Source organism: Campylobacter sp. RM10537 (assembly GCF_022369435.1).
Lineage (GTDB): Bacteria > Campylobacterota > Campylobacteria > Campylobacterales > Campylobacteraceae > Campylobacter_D > Campylobacter_D molothri.
In genome coordinates, this window is record NZ_CP059597.1 from 819428 (window position 1) to 834155 (window position 14728).

The 14728-nt window shown below is 28.0% G+C and carries 16 protein-coding genes; 1 reads left to right on the forward strand and 15 read right to left on the reverse strand.

Features of this window, described 5'->3' with window-relative positions:
- Positions 1–10 precede the first annotated feature (10 nt).
- A complete protein-coding gene (locus CMOL_RS04100; protein WP_239819831.1) occupies positions 11–364 on the reverse strand; it encodes a methionine-R-sulfoxide reductase in 354 nt (117 codons plus the stop codon).
- 83 nt (positions 365–447) lie between these two features.
- Here CMOL_RS04100 and CMOL_RS04105 point away from each other — a divergent pair, with 83 nt between their 5' ends.
- The gene (locus CMOL_RS04105; RefSeq protein WP_200280358.1) at positions 448–1245 is read left to right on the forward strand and encodes a ferritin-like domain-containing protein; all 798 of its coding nucleotides are present in this window, start codon (positions 448–450) and stop codon (positions 1243–1245) included.
- Here CMOL_RS04105 and pssA read toward each other — a convergent pair.
- The 14 genes from pssA to CMOL_RS04170 all read right to left on the reverse strand — a co-directional run bounded on the left by pssA (position 1242) and on the right by CMOL_RS04170 (position 14728).
- Complete coding sequence (pssA, locus tag CMOL_RS04110; RefSeq protein WP_239819832.1) at positions 1242–1964, reverse strand: CDP-diacylglycerol--serine O-phosphatidyltransferase; 723 nt, start codon at positions 1962–1964, stop codon at positions 1242–1244. The genes CMOL_RS04105 and pssA overlap by 4 nt on opposite strands.
- A 10-nt stretch (positions 1965–1974) precedes the next feature.
- On the reverse strand, positions 1975–2589 hold the full coding sequence (locus CMOL_RS04115) for a phosphatidylserine decarboxylase (protein ID WP_337202443.1): 615 nt from the start codon (positions 2587–2589) through the stop codon (positions 1975–1977).
- Positions 2586–4514 carry an ATP-dependent zinc metalloprotease FtsH gene (gene ftsH, locus CMOL_RS04120; protein WP_200280599.1) on the reverse strand — a complete coding sequence of 643 codons (1929 nt, stop codon included), beginning with the start codon at positions 4512–4514 and terminating at the stop codon, positions 2586–2588. The genes CMOL_RS04115 and ftsH overlap by 4 nt, the downstream gene beginning before the upstream one ends.
- Positions 4511–5356, reverse strand: coding sequence for a 50S ribosomal protein L11 methyltransferase (locus CMOL_RS04125; RefSeq protein ID WP_239819834.1), 846 nt, complete (start codon positions 5354–5356; stop codon positions 4511–4513). Before CMOL_RS04125 ends, ftsH begins: the two co-directional genes overlap by 4 nt.
- A 27-nt stretch (positions 5357–5383) precedes the next feature.
- Positions 5384–5776, reverse strand: coding sequence for a chemotaxis response regulator CheY (locus CMOL_RS04130; RefSeq protein ID WP_137623456.1), 393 nt, complete (start codon positions 5774–5776; stop codon positions 5384–5386).
- An 86-nt stretch (positions 5777–5862) separates the two neighbouring features.
- A complete protein-coding gene (locus CMOL_RS04135; protein WP_239819835.1) occupies positions 5863–6753 on the reverse strand; it encodes a PDC sensor domain-containing protein in 891 nt (296 codons plus the stop codon).
- Positions 6754–6755: 2 nt separating this feature from the next.
- Entirely contained in the window at positions 6756–8525 is a 1770-nt protein-coding gene (gene pglF / locus CMOL_RS04140; RefSeq protein ID WP_239819836.1) for a UDP-N-acetylglucosamine 4,6-dehydratase (configuration-retaining), read from the reverse strand.
- A gap of 1 nt (position 8526) precedes the next feature.
- A complete protein-coding gene (pglE, locus tag CMOL_RS04145; protein ID WP_239819837.1) occupies positions 8527–9687 on the reverse strand; it encodes a UDP-N-acetylbacillosamine transaminase in 1161 nt (386 codons plus the stop codon).
- Positions 9688–9826: 139 nt separating this feature from the next.
- Positions 9827–9955: a hypothetical protein gene (locus tag CMOL_RS07825; RefSeq protein ID WP_275583321.1), complete on the reverse strand. Its 129-nt coding sequence runs from the start codon at positions 9953–9955 to the stop codon at positions 9827–9829.
- Positions 9956–10064: 109 nt separating this feature from the next.
- A complete protein-coding gene (locus CMOL_RS04150) occupies positions 10065–10277 on the reverse strand; it encodes a hypothetical protein (RefSeq protein WP_239819838.1) in 213 nt (70 codons plus the stop codon).
- The gene (gene pglD / locus CMOL_RS04155; RefSeq protein WP_200280340.1) at positions 10264–10863 is read right to left on the reverse strand and encodes a UDP-N-acetylbacillosamine N-acetyltransferase; all 600 of its coding nucleotides are present in this window, start codon (positions 10861–10863) and stop codon (positions 10264–10266) included. The genes CMOL_RS04150 and pglD overlap by 14 nt, the downstream gene beginning before the upstream one ends.
- Positions 10850–11452 carry an undecaprenyl phosphate N,N'-diacetylbacillosamine 1-phosphate transferase gene (gene pglC / locus CMOL_RS04160; RefSeq protein ID WP_239819839.1) on the reverse strand — a complete coding sequence of 201 codons (603 nt, stop codon included), beginning with the start codon at positions 11450–11452 and terminating at the stop codon, positions 10850–10852. The genes pglD and pglC overlap by 14 nt, the downstream gene beginning before the upstream one ends.
- Positions 11445–12575 (reverse strand): glycosyltransferase family 4 protein, encoded by a 1131-nt coding sequence (locus tag CMOL_RS04165; RefSeq protein WP_239819840.1) that lies wholly within the window; start codon positions 12573–12575, stop codon positions 11445–11447. Before CMOL_RS04165 ends, pglC begins: the two co-directional genes overlap by 8 nt.
- Before the next feature lie 11 nt (positions 12576–12586).
- Positions 12587–14728 (reverse strand): STT3 domain-containing protein, encoded by a 2142-nt coding sequence (locus CMOL_RS04170; protein WP_239819841.1) that lies wholly within the window; start codon positions 14726–14728, stop codon positions 12587–12589.

A 14728-nucleotide genomic window follows, 5' to 3' on the forward strand; every position in this document is an offset into this window, starting at 1 on the left:
AGTAGCACAATTAACCTTTTACAAATTCCAATGAAATCGAATTTACGCAATGTCTAACATTTTTATTTGTAAAACCTTCCCCTTCAAAGACATGACCAAGATGTGCATCACAATTTGAACACACTATTTCTGTACGTATACCATCTTTATCTGGAATTCTTTTTATAGCTCCTAAAATTTCATCATCGAAACTTGGCCAACCACATCCTGATTTAAATTTATCCTCTGATCTATAAAGTTTAGAACCACATTGTTTGCAAAGATAAATCCCTTTTTCATAAAAATCATTATACTTTCCGCTAAAAGGAGCTTCAGTCGCCTTTAATAAAATAACTTTTTTTTCTTCTTCGCTTAATACTTTCATTTTCATTTTCCAATCTAAAAATTAACATTATAACAAAATTTATTTTTTTTAAATATAATTAAAAATAAAATTTTAGGATAAAAATGCATCAAGAATTCTTTTTTAATTTAGAAAAAATTTTATACGAACAAAATATTGAAGAAAAATTTAACCAATTCTCTGATTTTTACGATAATTTTAAAAGCAAAAAAATTGTTTTTAATCACAACCAAAATAGTATTTTCAAAGAAAATATAAATTCCAATTTAAAACTTACCCATCCAACAAAAATCAGACGTCCAAAATTTCTTAATTCTACTCATTCCTTAGCCAAAATGATTCATTCCATAGCACATATTGAATTTAGTGCAATTAATTTAGCCTTAGATGCAAGTTATCGTTTTAAAAATTTACCTGAACAATTTTATAAAGATTGGCTAGAAGTTGCCGAAGAAGAAATTAAACATTTTAATTTATTAAATTCAACATTAAAAGAACTTGGCTTTAAATACGGAGATTTTAGTGTACATGATAATTTAGAAGCTGCACTAAAAGCAACTCAAAATTCTTTAAATTTTAGAATGGGTGTGGTTCATCGTGGTTTAGAAGCAAAAGGACTCGATGCAAATCCATTTGTTGTTGCCAAACTTGAAAGTTCAAATCATCCTATAAAAAATTTATTAAAGGAAATTCTAACTATTATTTTAAATGATGAAATCAAACATGTAAAAAAAGGGGATTATTGGTGGAAATTTTCAAATAAAGAACAATATAATTTTTTAGATATTTGTAATTTATTTCATCAATTTTCTCTTGCTGGAAAAAAACTTAATATAAATGCAAGACTAAAAGCTGGATTTAGCAATAAAGAATGTATAGATATTGCTAAATTTTATACTTAATTTCTTTTAAATTTAGAATAAATAATCGTATAAAAAGCTCGTATAATACCATAAAGAACATATAAGCTCGCTAAAGTAATTAAACTTCTAAGAGGATAAAGATATAAAAATGAAAATATAATTATTAATATAATTAATACTTTTAAAACACTAGATCGATTAAAATCTAATTTTTTAAAACTTGGATAACGTATATTACTCACCATTAATAAACCTAAAATTGCTTGTAAAATTAAAAAGGCAACTCCATAAGTTTTTAAAAAGTCATAATGGTGATAACTATAAGTCCAAATAGAGCTAACAACAGCTGCTGTAGGTATAGGGAGTCCTATAAAAACAGAAGGCTCATAAGTTCCAGTTGTTACATTAAATCTTGCTAAACGTATAGCACCAAAAACTACAAAAAAAGCTGCAATTAAAGAGCCATATCTTCCATACTCAGAACCTATTGCCATATAAAAAAGTATGGCAGGAGCAACACCAAAAGCAACCAAATCAGCTAAAGAATCAAATTCAATTCCGAATTTTGAAGTAGTTTTTGTTAATCTAGCTACCCTTCCATCAAGCCCATCACAAATTAAAGAAAAAATAATATAAATTAAAGCCTTATAATAATTTCCCTGTATAGAACTAATGATAGAGATAACACCTAAAAAAATAGAAGCAGCAGTAAAAAGGTTTGGTAAAATATAAACAAATTGCGGTTTATTGCTATTCATAACAATCTCCTTAAATCAAATAACCCAATAAAGATCCAGATTTTATTTCATCACCAAGTCCTGCCTGTATGCGTATATTTTTTGGAAGTATAAGTTTTATCTTTCCATTAATCAAAAAACCTAATCTATCTCCAACTTTTAGACTATGAGAAATATTATCGAGTCTTATTTTTTTTCCTAAATTTCCAGCATAAATTTCCAAAAGTATTTTAGATGAATTATTTACAGCATTTATAGTAATTTTTTCTTTTAAAAAATTCAAATTTTGACTTTCTTTGTCCAAAAAAAGTCCATATCTGTATTTAATTTCTTCAATATTCATTTCAAAAGGAGCATAAAAAGAACCCGCATTATAAAAAGAATTGACAATACTTATTTCTACACACTCTCCAAAATCTTTTCTAACAGTATTTTCTATTTGCACAATTTGTCCATCTATAGGGGACAAAATTGCTTTTATATCATGACAAATTAGAATACGATTTGGATTTCTAAAAATAAATAAAAATATTAATAATAACAAAAAAAGTACAAAAGAAAAGCTATTTAAAATCCAAAATAATATGATTAAAAATATAATCAAACTTATACTAAAATAACCTTCTTTTGTAATATATTTCATTATTTTTCTTCTTTAGTATTTTCTTCAATCTCTTGTAAACGACTTGAAAGATTGTTTTCTTTTTCATAGTTTTTAATAATTTCTCGCACCTTTGTACCTTCTATTGTTTCTTCTTCATAAAGAGCTGCAACCATAGTTTCAATAGCACCTTTATATGCGCTTAGTGTATTTTTAACATCCTTATAACGCTCATCTAAAGTTTTTTTAACATATTCATCTAAAGATTCTGCTGTTTTTTCAGAATAATCTTTAATAGTTTGCCCACCACTTAAAAAAGTATTTCTTTGTTTCTCTAAAACCATCAAACCTGCAATTTCGCTCATACCATACATCGAAATCATAGCTTTTATAATATCTGTGGCTCTTTCTAAATCATTACTTGCTCCTGTTGAAATTTCTCCAATAAACACTTCTTCAGCCGCTCTACCGCCTAAAAGCACATCAACTTCTGCGATTAATTCATGTTTTTGCATTAAAAATTTATTTTCTTCAGGAGTGTTAAGTGTATAACCTAAAGCTGCTAAACCTCTTGGAATAACAGATACTTTACTTACTTTTTTTGCACCTTTTGTAGTTTCTGCTATTAAAGCATGGCCACATTCATGATAGGTTACAATTTTTTTCTCTTTATCGCTAATACGACGTGATTTCTTTTCAAGCCCAGCTATAGCTCTCTCAACTGCCTCTACAAGATCATTTTGTTCTACATGCTTTTTAGAATCTCTTCCTGCTAATAATGCAGCTTCGTTAATAATATTAGCCAAATCTGCACCAGCAAGCCCTGCAGTTAATCTTGCAATATCTTCAACTTTTACCTCAGGGGAAATTTTAACATCTTTCATATGTACTTTTAAAATATCACATCTACCTTTAAAATCAGGTTTATCTACCAAAACTTGTCTATCGAATCTACCTGGTCTTAAAAGTGCAGCATCTAAAACTTCTGGACGATTTGTTGCAGCTAAGACAATAACAGGAGAGCTTTCTGTTCCAAAGCCATCCATTTCAGCTAAAAGCTGATTTAAAGTCTGCTCTCTTTCATCATTTCCACCCATCATACCGCTAGCTGCACGGCTTTTTCCTATTGCATCAATTTCATCAATAAAGACAATAGCAGGAGCTTCTTTCTTTGCATTTTCAAACAAGTCTCTTACACGAGATGCACCTACACCTACAAACATTTCAATAAAAGAAGAACCAGAAACACTAAAAAATGGAACATCCGCCTCACCAGCAACTGCTTTTGCAAGTAAAGTTTTACCTGTGCCTGGAGGCCCGACAAGCAATAAACCTTTTGGAATTTTAGCCCCGAGTTTAATATATCTTTCAGGATACTTTAGAAAATCAACGATTTCTTTAACCTCTTCTTTAGCTTCTTCAACACCTGCAACATCATTAAACTTTACTTTTGGTTTTTCAGAATTGACTAATTTTTTAGAACTTCCTATGCCTAAAATAGATCCCCCCATGTTTTTTTGCATACGACTAGCCAAAAACATCCAAATACCGAAAAAAATAAACACAGGCAATACCCATGAAAACAATATATCAGTAAACCAATTTGTTTCAGAATAAGCTCCATAAGCAATATTTTTACTATCAAGCAAACTTACAAGTTCTGGATCATTAACCTTCTTTGCACTATAAACAGTATTTTGTGCACTTGATACGGCTTTTATGGTAGTTTGCCCTATACTAACTTGATTAATCTGGCCACCCTCTATTAATTTCTTAAGTTCAGAATAAGGAATATTTTTATGAGTTTCCCTACCATTTAACATGCCGCTAAATGAAGTATTTCCATCAAATAATCCTTTAAAAATTACTATTATTGCAATAGCAAAAACCGCAAAAATAAAAATAGGATTTTTATTAAAAAAACCATTATTTTGCGGATTACCTTTATTGTTAGAAGAATTATTCATTATATTTCCTTTTTATTTTTAAATACAAAAGAGCACCATTCATTGATTTTAATTTCATCAATAAGCTCTAAATCTTGAAATTTTTCTTTAACTCTTGTCTGATATTTATCTAAAATTCCAGACAATATAAGTATAGCATTATCTTTTAAATGTTTTTTAATATCTTTTTCTAAAATCAAAATAACATCTGCAATAATATTGGCTACAATTAAATTATATTTATGTTTTGCTTGTTCAATAGAGCCCTTCCATGAATTTTCAAAACAAATTTGATTAAGTTTTGCATTCTCTAAAGAACTATGGATAGCCAACTCATCAGTATCGCAAATTTCAACCTTGCATCCCAATTTAGACATTACAATGCCCAAAATCCCGCTACCACAGCCCAAATCCAAAACTAGATCATCTTTTTTTGCAAATTTTTGTAAAAATTTTATACAAGCATAAGTACTCTCATGATGGCCCGAACCAAAAGCTAAGGCGGGATTTATTTTTATATTAATGCAATTTTGCTTTTCTTCTTGCCAAGTAGTATGAATATAAATTTGATCAATTAAAATAGGTTTGATATTTTTTTTATATTCTTCTATCCAATTTTTATTTTCTTTTTCTTTAATAGTTTTATCGTAGAGGATATCTTTTTTTGTATTAAATTTTTCTTTCAATTTTTGAGAAAAAATCTCAAGAGCCCATGAGATTTCTTCTAAACTCTCATTTGAACGTATATAAATACCTTCATTTTTTTCTTCTATAGCTTCAATGCCTAAATCAAAAACAAAATCAAGAAATAAATTTTTATATTGTTTATCTACTTTAAAAAATAATTCATAATAAATTTTTTGCATTATAACGCCATAAAAAAGGCTTTATTTTTATTCAGCTGAAGCCTCATTAGAACCTGTTCCTAAAACATCTTCAAGTTTTTCTTTTAATACTTGAGGAGTAAAAGGCTTAACGATGTAATTATTAACGCCAGCTTTTAAAGCAGTAATTACCTCTGCTTTACCACCTTCTGTAGTTACCATAATAATTGGCATATCTTCATATTTTTTTTCAGCACGAACTTTTTTGACAAGCTCTAAACCATTCATTTCTGGCATATTCCAATCAGTAATTAAAACTTGAACATCTTCATTCTTAACAAGTAAATCCCAAGCCTCAACTCCATGTTCAGCCTCAAGAACATCATTATGTCCAAGTCTTGTTAGGGTATTTTTAATAATCCTTCTCATGGTAGAACTGTCATCAACAACTAACAATTTCACAATTTGTCCTTTCAAAAATTTATTTTGCTATTGTTTTTCTCAAAATTTTATTAAACTTATAAAAAATAATTATAACATTTTTTTCCTTAATTATTCTTATATTTTACTGCAAATAAATATATACTAAGTCCTATTAAAAGAAGATTAATACTTCCAATAAGATAAAATACATAAAGCATTTGTGATAAATCACTTGAGACAAGCTTGAAAACAAGCATTAAAGCTTCTATAGCCAAAGCAATGATAATGGAGCCCAAAAATCTCACCATGGTTTTTTGAATTCCATTAATCTCTTTTTTTGTTTTTCCAAAAACCTCTTCTTCTATAATTGTTTTTGTTAAATCAAAAATAGCCAAAGCCAAAGTTATAGCGATGGTGCTTTGAAAAATAACCTGTATTCCAACCTCTCCCTTGGGATGAAATAAACTAAATAAGCCTTTTTGAAATAAAAAACAAGTAATGATAAATAAAACTATAGCAAAGCAAAAATAAACTATACGACTAAAATATGTAAAAATAGTTTCAGAATAGCCAGTTTCAATCATTTTTAAAATATTTGCTAAACTGATATCAATGCAAACAACAAATAATAAATTATCTTTATTATCATAAATAGGCATTGAAGCTGTAACACATAATTCACTATTTAAAACCGAAGGATAAGGATCGCTAAGAGTGCATCGTTTAAGATTAACAGCTCTATAAAAATAAGCTTTTGAGCTTTTATCCTCTCCATCTCCCGTCTCATATTCTTTTTTTAATGCGATAGCATTTCCAATTTGCCTTCCTGAAGTATCAAGTATATACAAAGCATCAAAAACTGAAATATCGTGCTCAATTTTATCCAAAGCAGCACGTATGCTTTCAAGACGAATATCTGGAAGCTTATTGGGTAAATTTCTTGTTAAAATATAAGTCATATAGGCTCTAGCTTTATATCGATTATCTTCAAATCTTTGCATGTCTTTAATAAACATGTTTAATTACCTCCAGCATTATGTTTAAATTCGGGTACAATTTCTTTTAAAAGACTAATTATATCTTTATTTTGCTTAAGTCTCTCAATTTGCGAATTTAAAATATTCAAATCGATTTTTTCATTTTTAACTACAAAAATACTTTCATATTTTGTTTTAGCATCATTTTCATCAATTAAAAGTTCTTCAAAAAGCTTTTCTCCTTTTCTAAGCCCTACAATCTTAATTTCCAAATCTGGACGATTTGAAAGCAAAAGCATTTTTTTGGCCAAATCCATAATCTTAACAGGTTTTCCCATATCTAGTACAAAAAGTTCTCCACCTTTAGCAATAGCTCCGGCTTGTAAAACAAGTTGCACAGCCTCATTTACAAGCATAAAATAACGTACAATATCAGGATGAGTTAAAGTCAATGCTTCTCCATTTTCAATTTGGGCTTTAAATTTAGGAATAACGCTTCCACTTGAACCTAAAACATTACCAAAACGCACACAAGCAACTTCAAAATCAGGACTTGAAGAACTTAATGTATAAAGCTCACAAACTCTTTTAGTGCAGCCCATGACATTCGTTGGACGTACAGCTTTATCTGTACTAATCATTACAAATTTTTTAACACCATTAGTTTTAGCACTATCAATTAAAATTTTTGTTCCTACTATATTATTAATCACAGCAGCATAAGGATTTTGCTCACAAAGTGGAACATGTTTATAAGCAGCAGCATGCAAAATCAGTTCAGGTTGATATGTCTTTAATGCCTTATCAAGAGAATCATGATCTAAAATACTCATCATTAAAGGAGTAATTTTTTCTTTAAAATTTTGTAATTCCTCATTGATTTTATAAAGATTAAATTCGCTATGATCAAGCATTATAAGATGTTTCGCACCAAATTTAATACATTGTTTGCAAAGCTCGCTTCCTATGGTACCACCTGCTCCACTTACCAATACAACTTTATCTTTTAAAAATGCTGCTACAGCACCATCATCTAAATCTTTTGGTTTTCTAGCTAAAAGATCCTCTATGCTAATATCTCTAGTTTTATTTTGAGTAAAAGAAAATATTTTAACATCTATAATGCCGTAATCTATTAATTCTTCAAAAAGTTTTTTTAAAGATTCTTGCTCTAATTTTAATGCGATAATGGCAGTTTTAATACCATCTTGAACATATTCTTTGATTTTGCTTTTATCTTGAACAATAAATTTATCACAATAAGTTCCTATAAGTTCTTTTCTTTCATCAATTACCCCAACAGGATAAAACCCCAAACTTCCTTCTCTTGCTCCCTTTAATAAATGCAAAGCTTTAGAAGTTGCTCCTATAACAATACAAGGATTTTCTTGCTTAGCCTTGGAAGATTTAAAATCTACAAGCATTCTTTTACTAATTCTTAAAGTTCCTATGAACATATAAGATATTACAAAATCAATCCCTATTACACTTCTTGGAAAAGGATTAAAAAAATCACTAAAAAAATAAAAAATAATTAAAAAACAAAATTCAGCCAAAGCCAAAGCAAAGAAAATTTTTCTTGCCTCGCTTAAAGAAAAAAATCTCCAAGCAACCTTATAAATTCTAAAAATAAATAAAAAAGCTATTTTCAAAAAAAGTAAAATAACTCCTGCTTTAAGCATGCCTTGATAAAAAATATTTGCAATATCTCCACTAAAGCGCAAAGAGAAAGCTAGATATATAGAAAGAGAAAATAAAACAATATCAAAACATAAAAAAAAGATTAATCTTTTACTCTTATAAAAATCCATATTATTCCTTTATACTTTTAAGGATTAATTCTGAAATTTCTTTTACATCATTTTTTTGCATAGCTGTTCCACTTGGCAAACAAATTCCTTTTTGAAAAAATAACTCACTATTTCCATTAATATAAGCTTTACAGTCTTTAAAAACTGCTTGAGTATGCATAGCTTTCCAAAGTGGACGCGTTTCAATTTGCTCCTTTTTTAAATCATCTATTAATTTAGAAATTTTTGGATGCAAAGGTATATTTTTTTGAGAAATATTTATATTCTTTTCATATAAATTAAGCTCTTTTGTATCAAAATCAATCAAAGCAGTGCTTAACCAACGATTGCTTCTAGAGTCCTTTAATTCATCCAAAAAAGTTAATTTATCTCCTAAAAATTCTTTATACCAATTATAAATTTCTCTTTTTTTAAGCACTCTTTGTTCTAAAACTTCCATTTGCGCTAGACCAATAGCTCCTAAAACATTACTTAATCTATAATTATATCCATAATCTAAATGTTCATAATGCAAACAATCTTCTCTTGCTTGAGTGCTATAAAATCTAGCTTTTTCGACTTTTTCTTGATTTTTACCAACAAGCATACCACCACCTGAAGTTGTAATAATTTTATTGCCATTATAAGAATAAACCCCAAATTCTCCAAATGTTCCTAAAGCTTTTTCCCTATAAAAACTTCCTAAAGCTTCAGCGGCATCCTCGATTAAAATAATATTATTTTCACTACAAATTTGCATGATCTCATCCATCTTTGCAGCATTTCCATAAAGATGAGTTAAAATAAGAGCTTTTGGTCTTTTCTCACATTCTTTAATGGCACGTTTTAAAAGCGTAATATCAAGATTATAGGTTTCATCACAATCTATAAAAATAGGTTTTGCCTTAAGATAACAAATAGGTGCTACCGAAGCTATAAAAGTAAAAGATGAAGCTAAAACTATATCATTTTGCTCCACACCTGCAACTCTTAAAGCCAAATGTAAAGCTGCGGTAGCAGAGTTAAGTGCTAAGGCATTTTCACTCTTGCTATATTCTTTAACACTTTTTTCAAAACGATTTACAAATTCACCCAAAGGGGCGATATAATTACTCTTAAAAACTTCTTCGATATATTTTAATTCATTACCGCTCATATGAGGAGGAGAAAGAAAAAATCTCATTTTTTATCCTTTTTATAAAGAGATTTATATTTATATTGCATTGTATCTAAAATAATTTACCAGAAATCAAACATTAAAAATTCTTTTTGCACCTAAATTTATTTTATACCACATTTGAAGTTTTTACAAATCTTCTTTTTTATAATTTCGCCTTTTTATAAATTTTTACATCTTCTCGTCTTGCAAAATACATATAAAAAAGATTAAATTTATCAATTATATAAACAAATATAATAAATATAAGCAACAATAATACACCTATCATCATAAACTAAAATGATATTTGTAATTTCTAAAGTGTTTTTAAATTTTTATTTTCTAATTTAAAAAAAGGAAGTGAAAAACCTTCAAAATTACACCAAATTCCTATCAAACCATTAAAGAACATAACGATACTTAATATATTTTTCAAACTTACTAACATTAGAATTTGAATTCACTTTAAGGCCAACAAGAAATTCATGTTTTAGAGAATTTTTCAAAGCAAACATATAGCACATAAGATAAATGCTTGCTAAATTTATAACAATCCATTCCAAAATGAAAGATTTGCTATACAAGATGATAAAATCATATTCAATAAACCTCATCTATCCTTCTTGAAGGTGTTCCTACAAAAACACCTTTTTCATCTTGGCTTTTAATCAAAGTTGCTCCTCCACCTAAAATACTATCATCAGCCAATTTTAAATTTGGCAAAACACAAGAATTAATTCCCAAAAGACAATTTTTTCCTATTTTTACATTACCTGCACATTTAGCTCCAACACTAATATGAGAAAATTCTCCTATTTCACACTCATGCTCAATCACGCTTGAAGTATTTAAAATCACTCCTTTTGAAATTTTTGCTCTTGCATTAACTACAACATGAGGCATGATTAAAATTCCAGCATTTTCCTCTAAGAAAGCACTAGGGCTAATAATCGCACTTGGGTGGATGAGATTAACTATTTTAAAACCATTTATAGAAACTTTTTCAAAAAATTCTTTTCTTAGTTGATTATTTCCTATGGCAATAAAAAAATCATATTTTTCCAAATTAGGATCAAAAGGCTTTCCCTTAAAATCATCTAAGAAAATACACTCTTTATAGCCTAAGCTTAAGGCAACATCTTCACAAACCAACCCATGACCACCAGCTCCATAAATATAGATTTTTTCAGTTTTTGCCATTAAATTTCTCTGTAGTAACATGTCCTTCTTTACTTACTCCACTTCTTTTTAAAACTTTTAAAGCAGTTAAAAACATAATCTTTAAGTCAAGCAAAAAACACAGATTTTCGACATAATACACATCAAGTTCAAATTTCTTTTCCCAAGAAATAGCATTTCTACCATTTACCTGCGCCCATCCTGTAATACCTGGACGTACATTATGACGTAATTTTTGTTTTGCATTATAAAGAGGTAAATACTCCACTAACAAAGGACGAGGTCCAACGAAACTCATATCGCCTTTTAAAACATTAAAAAGTTGCAAAAGTTCATCTAAACTTAAAGATCTTACAAGTTTTCCAAAAGCCTTTAAACGCTTTTCATCTGGTAAAAGCTCTCCATTTTCATCTTTTTCATCGCTCATTGTTTTAAATTTATAAATTTTAAAAATTTTTTCATTTAAACCGGGTCTATATTGTGTAAAAATAACACTTCCTTGAGTTAGCTTTAAAAGCAAAGCTGTTACAAAAATAATAGGAAAAAATAATGCAAGTAAGAATAAAGCCAAACAAAAATCAAAAATTCTCTTAAAAAAATGATTATACATTTTTAATTACCTTTTTATAAATTTCCAGATAACGCTGAGCTATAATATTTTCATCATACTTTAAAGCATCTTTAGCCGCATTTACTCCTAAATTATCCTTTAATTTTTCATCGTTTAATAAAAGTTCAATTTTAGCGCTCAAATCTTTAGCATCCCTAGTTTGAAACCAAAGTCCATCATAAGCGTTTGAAATTGCTTCTATACATCCTTCGCAATCGCTTACCACAATAGCTTTTCCACAAGCTTTAGCTTCTAAAACACTCACGGGAAATCCTTCTTTATAGCTTGGCAAAACAAAAATATCACAATTTCTCAATAATTCCACTATATCATTTCTAGGACCTAAATAATGTACGTAACCTGAATTTAAAAACTCCAAACTCGCACAAGAAGGATTGTCATCTCTTCCTCCTACTAAAATAAAATTAGCTCGTTCTTTTAACAAACTTGCACTCTCATAAAATTCCTTAATTCCTTTGTGCCATAGAGCTCTTGCTATCATTAAAATAATAGGTTTTTCATCTATATTTAGATTTTGCCAAAAAATTCTTTTTGACTCATGTTTAATTTTTATAGGAAAAAATTTTTTAAGATCAATACCAACTGATTTAATGATGAAAATTTTTTTTTGCTCAAGTCCTAAATTTTTCATAAAAAAAGCATTGCTCTCATTGACAAATATAAAACCATTAGCGAGCTTAAAAGAAATTTTATATAATAAATTTATACTCCATCTTATTATTTTGCTTTTAAAATTATTATCAATATAAAAAGAACCCAGACCCTCAACCAAGCCAAAAATAAATTGAATTTTGGCCAATCTAGCAGCTATAATTCCAAAAGTATTGCTTTTGTGTGCAGCACATTGAATAAGATCTAAATTCAAATTTTTCAGTACCTTTTTCAAATGAAAAAAATTTTTAAAAACTACAAAAGGATTTAAACTAGATCTTGAAAAATTATAAATAACAAGATTTAAACCTAATTCTTGAAGTTTTTGCGTATATTCATCTTTTGGAACTATGATAAAAATTTCATGGCCTTGATTTATCAAAGCCTTAATAATTGGCATTCTAAAATGATATATACTTGCCCCTGCATGAGATAAAAAACCTATTTTCATACTAATAAAACCTAAATTTTTAATTTAAAAATTTTAACATCTTGGGTATTAATCACTAAATCAAACAAGTTTTTATCATAATTTCCCAAAAAAAACATTTGTACAAAAGCACTATCAAACATAATCTTATCCATTAATATAAATTGTATATATGGAATAGAACTATTTTTTATATAAAAAAGATAATATTGCCCATTTTCATTGATCGGAATTTCCTTATAATTATTTTGCTGCAGCGAATTTATTTCTATAAAACTATGAATCTCCACTGAATCACTATTATTAAATTTTAAACTCCTAAAATCGTCGCTTAAAGAAACCCCATTGCTTAAAATAATTTCTCCATCATTCTTGCTTAAAGGATAAGCTGTACTAAAAATAAATGGTTGATTAAATTTTCCATTATCAAGATTAATCAAAGAAAAACTAGAAACAGTTTGAAAAATAGATGCCATTCTAAAAGGCATATATATATAAACATCCCTTGTTTTTGGAGTATCGATTTTAAAATCTGGCTTAGATAAAGAATACAAAAATAAATCAACATTGCTGTTGTTGTAATCTTTCATCATCGCTTGTAAAATATCTTTTCTTAAAAGACTATCGCTAGGAGCATAAAAACTTTTTTCTGTATATTCAACACTTAATCTTGCCATATTAGCTGCAGATCTCTGGTCTTTAGTTAAAATAAATGAAGGAAAAAAGTTATCTTTTCCTAAATGCTTTCCACCATCTACTAAGGTTTTGACATCACTATAATAACGGATAGGATAACCATAATCCCACCAAGCAACGACATAATCCTCCCTGTTTGCAATTTTTTTCAATTGATCTAATTGAGTTGCTTCATTTTTAGAAAAAACTGTTGGAGCCCTATAAAAATTGATATGAATAAATATTGGACTTAAACATAAAAAAACAAAAAGAGCAAGTAAGATATTTATTAAATTCTTTTTTTTCTTAAAATTATATTCTTTAAAATAATAAATCAAATAACCAAAACCAAAAGCTAAAATAGGAACGGCATAAATTGTAAAACGAAGTCCACTTTTTAAAGCTAAGAAACCTAAAAAAAGTATAGGCAAACTTAAAATCATACTTCTATGCGCAAAAATAAATATAATAAAACCGATTACAGAAAATACAAATACAAATTCACTACCACTAATTCTTTGCATAAAAACGCTAAAATCAATGCTTTCAACCTCTTGTATGGTTTGATTAACATTAAAATATACAAAACCATGTGTTAAATTAACACTTTCATCTGATCTAAAAATATAAAATTTAAGCTGATAAAGTATAGGATCTATTCCACCGCTAATAATTAGAAAAATAAAAGTGAGAATTCCTAATACAATTAAAAATTTTATTTTAAAATATTCTCTTTTAAATGCATAAAAATAAAATAACAAAACAATAATAGAACTTTGATAATACCAAGCAATATTAGACAAAGTAATTAACATCAAAATAATACTTATATAAAAAATAGTTTCTTTTTTATGGAAAATTAAAGAATAAAATAAGAAAAATCCTATCAAACTAACGTTTAAAGTATAGCTTGAAGGATACCACCAAAGATAAATTCTAATAAAAAAAGGAAGGTATATCAAAGAAAATAAATCTCTTCTTAAAACCAACCTTATCATAAAAAATAAAACAAAAAGAGGTAAAACAACAACAAGCATATCTGTATCATAATATCCAGCCATTGTTCTGTTGTAATAACTATTAGCTATACTTGCTAATAATGCGGCTATAAAACCCGCAAAAGAACATTTATACTCATTTGCAATTAAAATAATAGGTATAACAACCAATGAAGATAAAAAAACACTCAAATATAAAATAATTGTTTCAAGACTAAAAGGAGTAATTTTATAAATCCAATAAGTAAGCGCCGATAAAGAAGCGTCATAATAAGATAAATCATTAGGCTGATGAAATCCTGCTATCATATCCCTTGCTCCCTCTGCAAAGGCATAGCCATCATTTGAAGTTATCATTAATTGATGATTAAAAAAATACTCATTAAATTGACTCGCCCAGATCACCCAAAAAAATCTACAAGCTATACTGAAAAGATAAGCACCCAAAATCATTAAAAATAAAATCGTGTTAGGATTTTTGAAATATTCTTTTTTAAACAT

Coding starts and splice junctions, on each gene's coding strand:
- CMOL_RS04100 (WP_239819831.1), bottom strand. CDS start 364: ATGAAAGTATTAAGCGAAGAAGAAAAAAAAGTTATTTTATTAAAGGCG.
- CMOL_RS04105 (WP_200280358.1), top strand. CDS start 448: ATGCATCAAGAATTCTTTTTTAATTTAGAAAAAATTTTATACGAACAA.
- pssA (WP_239819832.1), bottom strand. CDS start 1,964: ATGAATAGCAATAAACCGCAATTTGTTTATATTTTACCAAACCTTTTT.
- CMOL_RS04125 (WP_239819834.1), bottom strand. CDS start 5,356: ATGCAAAAAATTTATTATGAATTATTTTTTAAAGTAGATAAACAATAT.
- CMOL_RS04135 (WP_239819835.1), bottom strand. CDS start 6,753: ATGTTTATTAAAGACATGCAAAGATTTGAAGATAATCGATATAAAGCT.
- pglF (WP_239819836.1), bottom strand. CDS start 8,525: ATGGATTTTTATAAGAGTAAAAGATTAATCTTTTTTTTATGTTTTGAT.
- pglE (WP_239819837.1), bottom strand. CDS start 9,687: ATGAGATTTTTTCTTTCTCCTCCTCATATGAGCGGTAATGAATTAAAA.
- CMOL_RS07825 (WP_275583321.1), bottom strand. CDS start 9,955: ATGATGATAGGTGTATTATTGTTGCTTATATTTATTATATTTGTTTAT.
- CMOL_RS04150 (WP_239819838.1), bottom strand. CDS start 10,277: ATGAGGTTTATTGAATATGATTTTATCATCTTGTATAGCAAATCTTTC.
- pglD (WP_200280340.1), bottom strand. CDS start 10,863: ATGGCAAAAACTGAAAAAATCTATATTTATGGAGCTGGTGGTCATGGG.
- pglC (WP_239819839.1), bottom strand. CDS start 11,452: ATGTATAATCATTTTTTTAAGAGAATTTTTGATTTTTGTTTGGCTTTA.
- CMOL_RS04165 (WP_239819840.1), bottom strand. CDS start 12,575: ATGAAAATAGGTTTTTTATCTCATGCAGGGGCAAGTATATATCATTTT.
- CMOL_RS04170 (WP_239819841.1), bottom strand. CDS start 14,728: ATGTTTAAAAAAGAATATTTCAAAAATCCTAACACGATTTTATTTTTA.